The 12,835-nt window shown below is 64.6% G+C and carries 13 protein-coding genes; 5 read left to right on the top strand and 8 right to left on the bottom strand.

Annotated elements, in window-relative coordinates:
- Nucleotides 1–310: 310 nt before the first annotated feature.
- From AC07X5_RS15475 to AC07X5_RS15460, 4 genes are all read right to left on the bottom strand, one after another.
- The gene (locus AC07X5_RS15475; RefSeq protein ID WP_494770876.1) at nt 311–880 is read right to left on the bottom strand and encodes a hypothetical protein; all 570 of its coding nucleotides are present in this window, start codon (nt 878–880) and stop codon (nt 311–313) included.
- Nucleotides 881–1,524: 644 nt separating this feature from the next.
- Nucleotides 1,525–1,734 carry a hypothetical protein gene (locus tag AC07X5_RS15470; protein WP_494770875.1) on the bottom strand — a complete coding sequence of 70 codons (210 nt, stop codon included), beginning with the start codon at nt 1,732–1,734 and terminating at the stop codon, nt 1,525–1,527.
- A gap of 10 nt (nt 1,735–1,744) precedes the next feature.
- Nucleotides 1,745–2,158, bottom strand: a complete 414-nt coding sequence (locus AC07X5_RS15465) for a hypothetical protein (RefSeq protein WP_494770874.1) — start codon at nt 2,156–2,158, stop codon at nt 1,745–1,747.
- 94 nt (nt 2,159–2,252) lie between these two features.
- The gene (locus AC07X5_RS15460; RefSeq protein ID WP_494770873.1) at nt 2,253–3,179 is read right to left on the bottom strand and encodes a LysR family transcriptional regulator; all 927 of its coding nucleotides are present in this window, start codon (nt 3,177–3,179) and stop codon (nt 2,253–2,255) included.
- An 86-nt stretch (nt 3,180–3,265) separates the two neighbouring features.
- Between AC07X5_RS15460 and AC07X5_RS15455 the strand changes: the two genes are divergently transcribed.
- From AC07X5_RS15455 to AC07X5_RS15440, 4 genes are all read left to right on the top strand, one after another.
- The gene (locus AC07X5_RS15455) at nt 3,266–3,646 is read left to right on the top strand and encodes a tautomerase family protein (protein ID WP_494770872.1); all 381 of its coding nucleotides are present in this window, start codon (nt 3,266–3,268) and stop codon (nt 3,644–3,646) included.
- A 114-nt stretch (nt 3,647–3,760) separates the two neighbouring features.
- On the top strand, nt 3,761–4,585 hold the full coding sequence (locus AC07X5_RS15450) for an EAL domain-containing protein (RefSeq protein ID WP_494770871.1): 825 nt from the start codon (nt 3,761–3,763) through the stop codon (nt 4,583–4,585).
- 293 nt (nt 4,586–4,878) lie between these two features.
- Nucleotides 4,879–5,373: a type III secretion system chaperone gene (locus AC07X5_RS15445; protein WP_494770870.1), complete on the top strand. Its 495-nt coding sequence runs from the start codon at nt 4,879–4,881 to the stop codon at nt 5,371–5,373.
- A gap of 275 nt (nt 5,374–5,648) precedes the next feature.
- Nucleotides 5,649–7,067 (top strand): hypothetical protein, encoded by a 1,419-nt coding sequence (locus AC07X5_RS15440; protein WP_494770869.1) that lies wholly within the window; start codon nt 5,649–5,651, stop codon nt 7,065–7,067.
- A 25-nt stretch (nt 7,068–7,092) separates the two neighbouring features.
- Here the strand turns inward: AC07X5_RS15440 and gor are convergent, their stop codons facing one another.
- Together gor and AC07X5_RS15430 are read right to left on the bottom strand one after the other, a co-directional pair.
- A complete protein-coding gene (gene gor / locus AC07X5_RS15435) occupies nt 7,093–8,487 on the bottom strand; it encodes a glutathione-disulfide reductase (RefSeq protein ID WP_494770961.1) in 1,395 nt (464 codons plus the stop codon).
- 107 nt (nt 8,488–8,594) lie between these two features.
- Nucleotides 8,595–10,259 (bottom strand): ankyrin repeat domain-containing protein, encoded by a 1,665-nt coding sequence (locus AC07X5_RS15430; protein ID WP_494770868.1) that lies wholly within the window; start codon nt 10,257–10,259, stop codon nt 8,595–8,597.
- Between the two features lie 197 nt (nt 10,260–10,456).
- Here AC07X5_RS15430 and AC07X5_RS15425 point away from each other — a divergent pair, with 197 nt between their 5' ends.
- On the top strand, nt 10,457–10,900 hold the full coding sequence (locus AC07X5_RS15425) for a hypothetical protein (RefSeq protein WP_409958068.1): 444 nt from the start codon (nt 10,457–10,459) through the stop codon (nt 10,898–10,900).
- Between the two features lie 9 nt (nt 10,901–10,909).
- Here AC07X5_RS15425 and AC07X5_RS15420 read toward each other — a convergent pair whose 3' ends face one another.
- Both AC07X5_RS15420 and AC07X5_RS15415 read right to left on the bottom strand, forming a co-directional pair.
- Nucleotides 10,910–11,674, bottom strand: coding sequence for a CPBP family intramembrane glutamic endopeptidase (locus AC07X5_RS15420; RefSeq protein WP_494770867.1), 765 nt, complete (start codon nt 11,672–11,674; stop codon nt 10,910–10,912).
- Complete coding sequence (locus AC07X5_RS15415; protein ID WP_494770866.1) at nt 11,674–12,765, bottom strand: sensor domain-containing diguanylate cyclase; 1,092 nt, start codon at nt 12,763–12,765, stop codon at nt 11,674–11,676. The genes AC07X5_RS15420 and AC07X5_RS15415 overlap by 1 nt, the downstream gene beginning before the upstream one ends.
- Between the last annotated feature and the right edge of the window lie 70 nt (nt 12,766–12,835).

Raw genomic sequence — 12,835 nt, 5'->3', positions numbered from 1 at the left:
GAAGACTTCGACACTCGACCACCGCAATGATGGCCTCAAGTACTTCGGGGGCCTTCTTCAATCTGGGATTTGCGCCAAGCGCTTGGCGAATTCTCTCCCCGAGTGCCCACGCCGAGTGTTCAATCGGATGCCAGTCAGGTTCCCCCGGTGTATGTTTTCCAGGGGGGAGGTCGTGAGGGGGCACTTCTGGCGCACCTTCGCGTAGGCGATTCGCGGCTTCAACGATTTCCTCGACGCTTTTCATGTCGCCGTGCACTGGAGGGCGCCGCGCAGCGGCGGAACTCCCTTGGCGTCGGCGCTGACTAGCTTGTTATGCCTCACTGCACAACGCTTCCGCCTGAGCCTTCAACAACTGAAGGTCGTGATGCTTCGCCAAGAGTTTTGCATTCAGATTCGCCAGAATATCTCGACACACGTCCTTCCTCCCAAGGGCCAACGCAGCTGCCAAAAGTTTCTTCTGCTCTGGAACGATGGTCGGGAAGGGATAGGCAAGCTCCCGACCGCGGGCAGAGGCGGCGACCCAAAGCTCGCTGAACAGATCCTCGTTTCCACTGGCCGCTGCCTCCAAGATTAGTCTCGAGTAAGCCTTTTCAGAATCATGACGGTCGGCCCACAGCCGCCCTTTCTGCCAATCGAAGAGCGTGACCTCGCACAGGATGGGGCGAGCACGCTCGAACTCTCCAGCATCCCAGAGGCAGTACGCTCCACGAGCCCTCTGTAGGATGCTCTGATCTGCCTTTGCGAATGGACCTCTTGCGGAGGCGAGTTCGCTCTCGAGACGCCCAGCTGCAAAGAACAGTTCGGCGGCCTCCATGAATTCGCCAAGTTCCCAACAGGCGTAGGCTCTGTCTTCAAGCGCCTGCAACTGATCAGCACTCATGAGGCATGACGCGATGCATCCGCAGGATTTGCGGGATAAGCTGGACCGTGCGGAATATTCTGGGCACTGTTTCCTCCTGAAAGCGGCTTGAAGCCTGGGTTTGCAAGCGCAGGGCTGTGGGAACATCAAGGTACAAAGATTCCTGCAAACCCCGCAAGCTTCAGTTGGGCAAACTATAGCCTGCGTACGTGCAAAGGCAGGGGTGACGGCGCTCAAGTTTGCGCCGCAAGCAGAAAAAATGCCCGGATTGGAGAGTTGCGCTCAATGTCGCCTTCGGGCCCAAAGCTGCCGGTCACCTCGTCCAGAAAGCGGTCGCTCAACGTCTGGACAGAGCGGACGCCGATGCAGGCCATGAAAGAGTGGTACCAAGAGCACCCGGATCTGTTCCACAAGGGGCCATATGACCGTCCGGGATGCGACAGTCGATTTATCATGCTCCATGATGTGCTCCTATCGAAGGCGCGACGGCGCCGTCTCGTGTTGACGGACGTCGCCACGATATGGCGCCATGAATCTCGAAAGAGCAAAATCGGCCAGGTACTGCCGGTGGCGGACGACGGCTCCCCCGCCTTTCGGCGGTCCGCAGGGCGAGCCCGACGACCGTTCCGACCAGCGGCTGGTCCCGGAAATCGGCGAATGGCGCCTCAATCCTCGAGACTCACGCCCAAGGCATCCAGCCTCTTTGCGTATGCGTCCCGGCGTTTTGCCGCCTTTGCAGCTGCGTCAATGGCTGCTTGGATGGCCTTCGGCCCCTTTTTCGCAGCAGCTTTGATCAATCCGGACTTGTGAGCAGCATCTGCCTCCGCTCGCTTGAAAGTGGCGATGATTTCGACATCGGCAACAGATTGATTCACAGGTGTGCCCTTAAAGCTTGATGTCAGTGCGAAGCAACGCTGTTCTCAATTCGCGGGTCGCTGGTTTTGAAACATCGATGCCTTGAACCGCCAGGTCGAACGGTGAGCCAGGTTTGATACTGGCTGGAAGTATTTTTTTTACGGGATTCGTACTGGGGTGCTTGCCACCAGCAGCACACATGCGAACGGAAAACCCGAATTCGTCGAGTACCCCTTTTGCGTACAGCTCCGCCAAATGCTGAAACGAAACGAATGTTGAGCACTTTACTTCTTTATCCCCAAGCTTACGAACGCTACGGACGATCTCAAATTTACCCAGAGAATCCCGTTGGGTATTCGTAAATGGATGCACAAAAACCGTCTCGCGAGGTCCTCCATTTTTAGACGCCAGCGTGTGCTCGACGGCGATATCAGTTAACAGCACGTTGTTTTCCTAGTGATTCAATAAGCCACAGTGACAAGAGCCCAATTATCCCCCATCACGACCCAAAGCCCGCTCGCGATTTTCGAACCAGGCTTCAGCGTGGCCCCTTGCCAGCGGCGCGTTCAGCCACCGCAGCACTACCCCCAAACGCCGCCCCCAACACCCCCACAGCCTCCCTGCCCCGCCCACCCCGCACCCGCGAATGCAGAACCACCGGCAGCCGTGGCAACGCCGGCAGCCCCAGCCGGGCGCCCACGTCCACAGCCCCCAGCGGCAGCATGCGAGGTGCGAGGGCCGCCACGCCCAGCCCGGCAATGACGGCCGCAGACACCGCGGCCACCCCTCCCCCCACAAATGCCTCGCGCCAGGGCACGCCGGCCTGGTCGAGCAGTTGGCTGGCCACCACGCGCACACCACACGGTTCGGCCAAGGTCACGATGGGCAAGGGCTCGCCCGCGCGGTGCTGCCAGGTGGGCGCGGCATACCAGCCAAAGGCTTCTTCGGACAGCACCTGGCCGTCGCTGCGGCCCGCGCTGAAGCGCAGAATGGCCACATCGAGCTCGCGCCGGTCGTAGGCCTGGAGCAGGTCGCCCGATGAGCCGATGCGGATCTCGATCACCAAGCCTAGGTCGTGTGCCTTCATGCGGGCGATGAGGGCAGGCAAATCGGGCCCGGCCACGTGGTCGCTGATGCCGATGGCGATGCGCTCGCGCTCGGCCTGTTCGGCAAACGTGGCCAGGGTGCGCTGGTGCACGGCCAGCAGTTCGCGTGCAGGCTCGAGGAATGCCGCGCCGCGGGCCGACAGCTCCACATGGCGCGGCGTGCGATTGATGAGGCGGCAGCCCAGGCGGTCTTCCAGGCGCTTGAGTTTCAGGCTCACCGCCGCCTGGGTGGTCTGCATGGCGTCGGCCGCGCGGGTAAAACTGCCCAGCTCGGCAATGCGCACAAAGGCTTCGATGGCGTCGAGGTCGAGGGGGCGCTGCTCCTGTAGCGCTTGATGGTGCTGAGGGGCCTTTTCCATATGCAACCATTATCACTGCTATCAATTGCAATAACAAACGGTGATGATTAGCATGGGGCCACCTCAACTTTCATGGACCGTTTCCCATGCCCCTGCTCCACATCGCCCTGCGCGCCGGCAAGCCCGAGGCCTACCGCCAGGCCCTTTGCGACAGCCTGTACCGCGCCATGCGCGAGACCTTCAATGTGCCCGAGGACGACGAGTTCATGCTCATCACCGAGCACGATGCCGCCAACTTCCGCTACAGCCCCACGTACATGGGCGTGGCGCGCAGCGATGACCTGGTATTTGTCCAGATCACCGCCAACAACACGCGCACGCTGGAGCAGAAAAAAGCGCTGTACCAGCGCATCACGCAGCTGCTGGGAGAAAACCCGGGTGTGCGGCCCGAGGATGTGTTCATCAGCCTGGTGGAAGTGGCCAAGGAGAACTGGTCGTTTGGCCACGGGCTGGCGCAGTACGCCTGAAGCGAAATCAAGCGCGCGACCAACCAGCACAATTGCGCGGCGGCGCGCGTTGCCGACGAGGGGTATCGGCAAGCCCTGACAGCGCAGCACAGCAATGCTGAGACAATCATTGCTATGCATGCACAGCAACTGTCAGCCGCGGGCCCGGCTTTTCCGACGGGATTCATTCCCCTGGCCGGTACCCGCGAGGATTGCGACGCATGCGCACGGGGTGAGCGCTTGGGCTTTCAGTTCACATACGCCTACCAGCCCATCGTGGACGTGCAGGCCCGGGCGGTATACGCCCATGAGGCGCTGGTGCGCGGGCCGGCGGGCGAAGGCGCCATGACGGTGCTGTCGCAGGTGACCGAGGCCAACCGCTACCGTTTCGACCAGGCTTGCAGGGTCAAGGCCATCAAGGGCGCAAGCGAGCTGGGCATGGCGGTGCCGGTGTCCATCAACTTTTTGCCCAATGCGATCTACAAGCCCGAGCTGTGCATACGCACGACGCTGGAGGCAGCGCGGGTGCACGGGTTTCCGGTCACCAACATCATCTTCGAGGTGACCGAAGGTGAGCGCATCGAAGATGGGCCCTGGTTCGCCAAGATCCTGCGCGAGTACCGGCGCCTGGGTTTCAGGACGGCCATCGACGATTTTGGCGCCGGGTATGCGGGCATGAAGCTGCTGGCGGATTTTCAGCCCGATATCATCAAGATCGACATGGACATCGTCCGCCATGTCGACACGAACCGGGCCCGCCAGGCCATCGTGCGCAACCTGGTGCGGCTGTGCGAGGAGATGGGCATCGAGGTGATTGCCGAGGGCATAGAGACCCCGGCAGAACGCGATCTTCTGCGCGATGCAGGCATCCGCCTGATGCAGGGCTACCTGTTTGCACGCCCGGCGTTCCGGGCCATCGCGCCGGTGGATGCGGCGGCGTTTGGCACCCCGACCCCGTAGGAGGATGGCGCGATCCGGCTGCGGCAGGGCTTTGCCAGGTTTTTCCAGCCCCGCCGCCTGCAGTGCAGGCGGCGGCTGCTGATACGCCGGGGCATGCCAAGGCTTCCCGCCCCACTGGCAAGCCATTCTTCGCCACGCTGAGCTTGCTTGCCAAAAATGATTTGCAGCGCGACGGGTGCCTTCCCATAATTTGCACGGAACTCCGGTCACGCGTTGATCCGGGTGACTTCACTTCTGGCATGGGGTCTGTTGCCGAAGGGTGTCCACGCAACCAAGCAAGTACGGGAGACTGCATGAGCGCCGAGTTGTTTCGAGACCGGGTTCGGGAACTGGCACAGCATCTGGGGATCGATGGCCTGGTACCCAATGCACACGGGGTGGTGAGCATGGCCGGTAACGACGGGATCTGGGTGCACATCAGCCATCGACCAGAGGATGACCGTGTCCATTGGACGGCTGCCGTGGCCAATCTGACCGGACGCGACAGCAGCAAAATCCTGCAAGGGGTGCTCAGCGCAAACCTGGACCAATTGCGTACCAAAGGCTGCTTCTTCGCCTTGGAAGACACCTCCCAAACGCTTGTCTTGCGCTACCACGAATCCATGGCTGGCCTGCATACCCAGCGGTTCCTGGAGGCCACGGACTCCTTTGTTGGAGTCATCGAATTTTGGAAGACGCGGTTGGCCAAGGCGCTGGCGCGCACGCAGGAGCAGAGCGCAAGGTCGACCGCCGTTGAATTCCACGGCGAGGTCTCCGATGCCGCCATCTTCCTGAACAACAGGGTCTAGGGCGTGTCATCCATCATTTCGCCCCCGCGCTGGCCCCGGCATGCGGATGGCTGCGCAAAGCACGGCGCAGCCAATACCACGGCTATTGGCAAACCGTGCGACAAAGCAGACGCCGCATGCCGCGGCCAGCCCGAAGGGAAAGCCTGCAGCGCGGCGCATTGCGGCATTGCCCTTCGCTTGCGTAGCCGTGCTACGCGGCACTCAGGGCGCCTTGCACTGCACCGCGCTGCAGGCTTTCGCGGGTGCGAAATGATGGATGACACGGCCTGGTAACCATGCCGCCGCTGAGTACGACCGCCCCCAATCCTGCCGGCCTTGCCGCATGGCGTGAAATGGCGGGCGACGCAACCCGCATCACCCTGAACGAACAGAGCCGGGCGCAGAACGCGAGCCTGCTTCCGCTGGGCGGGAACTCCACCGAAGAGAACCAGGCCGCGTTTGACAACCTCTTCACTTCGATCCACGGAAGCTCTCCGGAAGCCGCACCTGCGGTTCGCGAGCTGTTGGAAGGCCATCTCGACGCTGGTCTGCCCCTGACGGGCCGGCTGGTGCAGATGGCGATGCACATGGTTGAACAGTCCGCAGCCCAACTGTGCGACAAGTGGGACGTTGCGGCCAACTCCATCAATCTTTCGCCACGCGAAGTGGAGGGCCTGGAGGCCTATTTTGACTTTCAAACGCATTTGGGCGACCGCTTGCTGGCTGCCGATGCAGTGACACCCGCCGACAGGCTGGTGGTGCTGGATGCGATGTTGGATGAAATCAGGACAGCCCCCGTGGTGGGAGAAGCGGTCAAGGATCGCTTTATCGCCTACACGGGAATGGCGCGTGAGCAGGCCATTTTCGAACGAGACATCGCGAACTCGCCAAGTCCAGAACTGCGGAACATGGCGCTCCCGGGTGAGTGCTGGAAGCTGGTGATGGATGGAAGTGCCCACGGAGAATTGACAGGCATCGTCCATTTTGAGAACGAATGCGGTTACATGCACGGCATGCTGAAGGCCTTGAATCACATGCTGGCACACGTACAAGACCCGGTGACAGCGGAAAGCTATGGCGAGCTGCATGACATCGCGGTCGGTGGCGTCCACGAACGAAACCACGTGGGTCCCGCTGGTCTGATGAAGCAGGGTTTTCGAGACGGCTCCGTAGGATTTGGTTTGGTCGAAGGCTCCAACATGAGTCGAGCGGGCCTGCTGGAGTTTGCGCGCTCGCCTCAGCGCCAGGAACAATGGTGCATTTACAGGAAAAAATTCAAAACGGGACCATCGGGGCCTGTTCCCGGATTGCGCACCGCTGTCCATACGCCAGAGCAATGCAAGGCGAAGGCAGGCCAGATCATCGCGCAGTACCACCGCGAGGTTGAAGCCGCCCCGCAAGACAACCCCCAGCGCGAGACCGCCATACTTCGCGCCATCGCCAAGTGCTGCAAGGACCTGGATCAACACCACCTCTTCTCGGACGGGAACATCAGAACGGTGGCGTTCCTGCTCATGAACAAGCTGCTCATTCAAAACGAGATGAGCCCCACCATGTTCATGAACCCGAATGCCATCGACATGCACTCCACTGACGAGATTGTTGAACTGATGCGCCAGGGTCAGACTGCAGTAGGACTGCTCAGTGAAGCTGAACCGCTTGATGACGCAGACCTGCTGGACGAACTGGCACGGATTGTCGGAGACACGGTGTAATACCGGGAAAGCGGTTGCCAATCGATCAGACGCGCTGCCCATCCCTGATGCGGTAGCTCGGCTGGTACATGGTCACGAACTCTTCCGCCGCGGTGGGGTGCACGGCCATGGTGCGGTCGAAATCGTCCTTGGTGGCACCGGCCTTGAGGGAGATGCCCAGCAATTGCACCATCTCGCCCGCATCGTGGCCCAGCACGTGGGCGCCCAGCACCTTGCGGCTGGCGGCATCGACGATGAGCTTCAGGACCATCTTTTCCGCACGGCCCGACAACGTGGCCTTCATGGGGCGGAACTCGGCGCGGTAGACCTCCAGTTCGGCATAGCGCTTTGCGGCGTCCTCCTCCGACAGGCCCACGGTGCCGATCTCGGGCTGCGAGAACACGGCGGTGGCGATCAGGTCGTGGTCGGGCACGGTGGGTTGGCCCCGGTACTCGGTGTCGATGAAGCACATGGCCTCGTGGATGGCCACGGGCGTGAGCTGCACGCGGTTGGTCACGTCGCCCAGCGCCCAGATGCTGGGCACGCTGGTGCGCGAGTACGCGTCCACGACGATGGCGCCGCGTTCGTCCAGGGCCACACCGGCTGCCTCCAGACCCAGGCCCCTGGTGTTGGGGTCGCGGCCCAGTGCCAGCATGATGGTGTCGACGGCGATGGTCTCGCCGTTCTTGGTGGAGGCAATGAGCCCGCCGCCCTCACCTTCCACCTGGGCTACGTTCTCGATCACGTCCGTGAGCAGGATGCGGATGCCCTTGTCCACCATGGCCTTGTGCAGGCCCTGGCGCATGTCGTGGTCGAAGCGCGAGAGGATTTCCTTGCCGCGGTAGATCAGTGTGACCTGGACGCCCAGGCCGTGGAACACATTGGCGAATTCGACCGCGATGTAGCCGCCGCCGGCGATCAGGATGGAGCGCGGCAGCTCAGGCAGGTCGAAGGCCTCGTTGGAGCTGATGCACAGCTCGTGCCCCGGCAGCGCAGCATGCGGGTTGGGCGCGCCGCCCGTGGCGATGACGATGCGCTCGGCCGTCACCGTCTTGCCGGTGGCCATGATGCGCACGGTGTGCGCGTCGACCAGCTCGGCGCGGCTGTCGATCACTTCGGCCTGGTTGGTCTCCAGGCCGCGGCGGTACAGGCCCTCCAGGCGGGCGATCTCCTTGTCCTTGGCTGCGATCAGCGCCTTCCAGTCGAACGTGGGCGTACCCACCGTCCAGCCATAGCCCGCGGCGTCTTCGAAGTGTTCATGGAACTGCGAGGCATAGACGAACAGCTTCTTGGGCACGCAGCCGCGGATCACGCAGGTGCCACCAAAGCGGTGTTCCTCGGCCACCGCCACGCGCTTGCCCAGCGAGGCCGCGACGCGCCCCGCGCGTACCCCGCCCGACCCGCCACCGATCACGAACAAATCATAGTTATAGCCGCTCATCGCCTGGTTTTCCTTGTCAGCCGCAGCGCGCATCTCCAGTGTCTGCGCCATCACTGCGGCGCCCGGATGTTAATCCGGCCAGGCTTTCGCTGCAGGCGGCACTGAACTTACCCCGCCAGGTACTTCTGCGCAGCCTTGTTGCGCTTGGTGACTGCACGCTCCATGGCCGTTCTTCCCTGCTGGTCACGCCGGTCGCGGTCCACACCGGCCTGCAGCAGCAGGGGGATGCAGTCGGTGGCCTTCCAGTACAGGGCTTCGTGCAGGGCGTTGCCGCCGTCGTGCATGGTGTGGTTGGGGTCGGCGCCGTGGGCCAGCAGCAGGGCCACGGCATCGGTCCGTTTGGCGGCGATGGCCGCAGCCAGTGCGCAGGAACGCCCGGGCGGCGCAGTCGCGGGCAGGCCCAGGTCCAGCAGTTGCTGCAGCAACGCCAGGGGCGGCCGCAGCTTGTCGCGGCGCACCCAGTGGCGCAGCGTGGAGGCGGCGGCATCGGCCCACTGCGGATCGTCCTGCCCGGGCACGGGCTTGCCGGCACTGCGGGCCACCAGGTCGTTCAGCATCGCGGCATCCATCTCCGGCTGCTCGGTGACCGACTCCACCAGCAGGTTCGGAAAAACCCCGGGCACCAGCACCAGGGCATGGTCGACACCCTCGCGCCACAGCCGGTCCAGTGCATGGTGGTTGCCGTCCTTGAGGGCATGTACCAGCAGGCTGCGGCGCGTCTCCTCGTCGGGTGGCGCCTGCTCCAGCAGGGTATCGAGCCAGGCATGGTCATGCGCCCACACGGCATGGGTCTGGCGCAACTTCATCTCGCCCTGCAGGGTGGACTCGGGCCAGGCGATGCGGGCGCCACGCGCCATGAGGAGTTCGCGCACACGCTGGTGGCAGCCCTGGGCCAGAGGCGAGCCGTGGATCGGGCTGTAGGCATTGACATCGGCACCCGCATCCAGCAGCAGCTGCGCGGCCTGCAGGCAGCGCTCGGGCGGCTCGCTCAGGTGCTCGGATGAGCTGACCAGCGCATGCAGGGCGGTAGCGCCCTCGTCATCGATGCCGTTGACCTCGGCACCGGCGTCGAGCAAGGCCTGCATCAACCGGCTGTCGAAGGCATGGGCTGCGCGCAGCAAGGGGAACACCGGCATCGTGGAGTACTCGGGCATGCGCGTGACCAGGGCCACCGGGTCGGGGCGCGCGCCGGCCTGCAGCAGCGCGATGATGGCGTCGGTGGGCAAGAGCGTGTCGTTGCGTCCATCCTTGACGGTGAACAGGTGCACCATCAGCGGCAAGTGGCCCACCAGGGTGTTGGGGTCCAGCCCATGGTGGCGCACCAGGTCGATCAGGGCCTCGTGGTCATCGCCGGCGAGCAACTGGCGCACCTCTTCCATCGGGTCCATCTTGCGCGCGGCGGCCTCGAACTGCTTCTTGCTCACCTCCCTGCCCGGGCCGTTGAACCACAGGCCCTGGAGTTGGCCGTCGCCTGCGCCATCGTCCCACTCGCAGCCAAAGAGCTTGCCACCTCGCTCCGCAAGGCCGGCAGGCCAGCCATCGCCCGGCAGCAGGGACCAGGGGCCGAGCACGGCCAGTTCGGCCAGCAGGCCCACGCAGCTGGCAAACTCGAAGCTGGCGCCCGAGCCTTCGGGCAGGCCAAGCAACGCCTCCAGCGCCTGGGCCTGGGCATCCAGCGGCAGGCGCTCCGTGGCCTCGGCTTCGTCGACCCAGCGGCGGGCCTCGGCGCGCGACTGGAAGTACAGGGTGTAGTGCAAACGGTTTTCTGACATGGAATACAACAGGGCTGAGTCGGCCGCAAGGGCCATTGCCCGATTGTGGCGAGGCTGGAGCGCGGTCTGCTGGACAAGTTGTCCACCCCGCTGGTGCAACGAATGCGGTCACCAGGGACTGCGGGCTCTTCACACAGGCCTCACGCTGGCGGGCGACACTGCTGCGCACCTTGCCCTGGGCATGCCCCCAAGAACAGATGACAGCCTTTCACAGCCAGATCCGCCAAGCCGCCCTGCCCTTTGCCTTCATCGCCGCCGTCTATCTGGGTGTCCGGCTGTGGCTGAGCATCGGCGACATTTCGCTCGCCCACTGCCCTGCAGACCTGGTCTGGTACGGCCTGGCAAGTGGCGACAAGAAATGCAGCTGGCCACTGCCGGTCTACCTGGCCAAGGACATGGGTGGTGCCGCCGTCACGGCCGCCCTGCCCGTACTGTTGTGCGCCGCCGTGGCACCGCCCGCGGACAGGAAGGCAGCGGCGTGCATCGCCGCCATGGCCATCTGCGCCCTGGCGCTGCTGTACCTGCTGGGTGGCTCGCACCACCTGCGGCCTGCCAGCCTGCTGGTGGGCGTGGGCGTGGCTTCTGCGCTGTCGTCGTGGCTGGCTACGTGGTGCGTGGCACGAACGGCCCGGCCACGCTGAGCACCGTGCTCAGTTGATAAGGGCGCCCAGCAGAAAGGCCAGCCCCAACAACAATCCATCGTTGAGGATGTGCGCCAGCGATGCCACCGACAGGTTTTTGGTGCGCAGGTAGGCCAGCCAGAGCACCATGCGCGATACGCTGATGATGACCAGGCTCTGCGCCACATTCCAGCCGTAGGTCGGCAAGTGCAAGGCACCGAACAGCACCGCCGACACCACCCACGCCCCCACGATGGCCCGGCGCCGGGGCCAGGCCAGCGGGCCCGCCAGCCAGGTGAGCAGGGCCAGGAAGGGCAGCACTGTGAGGATTTCCTCGCCGATAAGATGCGGGATGGTGCATGCCAGGAACACAATTTTCTCGGCCGTGCCCATGGCGGCCAGCGCCTTGACCACGGGGTTGGGCACGGCGCCGAAGAATTGGGAAACCAGCAGCGCCACGGCCACCGTCACCACGATGTTGAGCAGCACCAGGCCGACCGCCAGCCGCACATCGCGCCAACCCACGGGCCGAAACAGCTGCTGCCACTGCGGCCCCGCCACCGCGCGCAGGGCCAGCAGCGGCAGCGCCGGGAAGGCCAGCGCCGGAATCAGCGCCGGCCAGCCGCCCGAGACCCGCATGGCCGCCACGGAGGGGATGTGCAGCGCGCCATAGGCTGCCATGGCGACCAGGAGCACGGCGAGCCACTGGCGGGCGCCCAGTGCCACGGGGCGGCCGTCGTAGAACGGGAAATCCGTGCCCTGTGCGGGCAGCGGCGGCGCTGCGCCCCCCGCCATCAGCCCTGCTGCACCCGGTTGCGCCCCGCCTGCTTGGCTGCGTACAGGGCCGCGTCGGCACGCCCGTAAATGCGCTCGGCGTTCTCGCCCTCCACCAGGGTGGCGGCGCCCACGCTGATGGTCACAGGCATCTCGGGCCAGGGGCCGGCCTCCACCATCTTGCGGATGCGCTCGCCCACCTCCAGCGCGCCAGCCTCGCCGGTGCTGGGCAGGATGACGGCGAACTCTTCGCCGCCAACGCGGGCTACCACGTCCACCGTGCGGGCGCAGGCCTTCATGTGGCCGGCAATGGCCTGCAGCACGCGGTCGCCGCCATCGTGGCCGATGGTGTCGTTGACGCGCTTGAAGTGGTCCACGTCGAGCATGAGCAGGCTCAGCGGTGTGCCGCGGCGCTGCACCACGGCCAGTTCCTGGGCCATGAGGGCGTCGAACGCGCGGCGGTTGCGCAGGCCCGTGAGGGGGTCGGTGGTGGCCAGGTCTTCGAGCCGCATGTTCAGCTCGTCCACGCGCTGAATCTGTTCGACCAGTTGCAGGTTGATGCTGGCAGCCTGCTGCAGGGCGATGCGCAGGCGGATCTCGCGCAGGGCGGACTGGCCCAGTTCGGTGAGCACGTCCAGGTCCTGCTCGGTCCAGTGCCGGGGCGCGAAGTCGAGCGCGCAAAAGGTGCCCAGGGCATCGCCGTCTTCCGTGAGCAGAGGTATGCCGGCGTAGGCGCGCACGCGCCCTGCCTTCACGCCGGGCAGGTCGCGGAACACGGGCAGCAAGGTGGCGTCTTCGATCACCAGCGGTACCTTGGAGACTGCCACATAGTGGCAAAAGGTGCGCCCCATCTGATCGCGGCTGCCCCCGGGCGCGGCCACGCCGGGGCCCAGGGCCGTGCTCATGTGGAAGTCGCGACCCCGGTCGAGCAGCGAGACAAAGACAACGGGGGCCCCGGTGAGCCGCGACGCCAGGCGGGTGAGGCGGTCGAAGGTTTCCTCGGGCGCGCTGTCGAGCAGGCCGGTGCGCTGCACGGCTTCGAGGCGCCGCGGGTCGGACAGGGCGATGTGGATGCTGGCGTCGTCCGGCGGTGGGGAAAGCGCAAGGTCCATGGCGTGGGGCGTGGGGGATGGTGGTGTTGGCCTGCCTGCATTATTGGCGCGCGTGCCAGGTGGCCGCATC

The organism is Acidovorax sp. GW458-11-26-14-TSB4, assembly GCF_059423865.1.
This window is presented reverse-complemented; position numbering and strand designations above follow the sequence as displayed.

Excerpts from the sequence above, each read along its gene's own strand:
- AC07X5_RS15440 (WP_494770869.1), top strand. The coding sequence starts at position 5,649 with ATGCCGCCGCTGAGTACGACCGCCCCCAATCCTGCCGGCCTTGCCGCA.
- AC07X5_RS15475 (WP_494770876.1), bottom strand. The coding sequence starts at position 880 with ATGAGTGCTGATCAGTTGCAGGCGCTTGAAGACAGAGCCTACGCCTGT.
- AC07X5_RS15415 (WP_494770866.1), bottom strand. The coding sequence starts at position 12,765 with ATGGACCTTGCGCTTTCCCCACCGCCGGACGACGCCAGCATCCACATC.
- AC07X5_RS15450 (WP_494770871.1), top strand. The coding sequence starts at position 3,761 with ATGCATGCACAGCAACTGTCAGCCGCGGGCCCGGCTTTTCCGACGGGA.
- AC07X5_RS15425 (WP_409958068.1), top strand. The coding sequence starts at position 10,457 with ATGACAGCCTTTCACAGCCAGATCCGCCAAGCCGCCCTGCCCTTTGCC.
- AC07X5_RS15430 (WP_494770868.1), bottom strand. The coding sequence starts at position 10,259 with ATGTCAGAAAACCGTTTGCACTACACCCTGTACTTCCAGTCGCGCGCC.
- AC07X5_RS15455 (WP_494770872.1), top strand. The coding sequence starts at position 3,266 with ATGCCCCTGCTCCACATCGCCCTGCGCGCCGGCAAGCCCGAGGCCTAC.
- AC07X5_RS15460 (WP_494770873.1), bottom strand. The coding sequence starts at position 3,179 with ATGGAAAAGGCCCCTCAGCACCATCAAGCGCTACAGGAGCAGCGCCCC.
- AC07X5_RS15445 (WP_494770870.1), top strand. The coding sequence starts at position 4,879 with ATGAGCGCCGAGTTGTTTCGAGACCGGGTTCGGGAACTGGCACAGCAT.
- AC07X5_RS15420 (WP_494770867.1), bottom strand. The coding sequence starts at position 11,674 with ATGGCGGGGGGCGCAGCGCCGCCGCTGCCCGCACAGGGCACGGATTTC.
- gor (WP_494770961.1), bottom strand. The coding sequence starts at position 8,487 with ATGAGCGGCTATAACTATGATTTGTTCGTGATCGGTGGCGGGTCGGGC.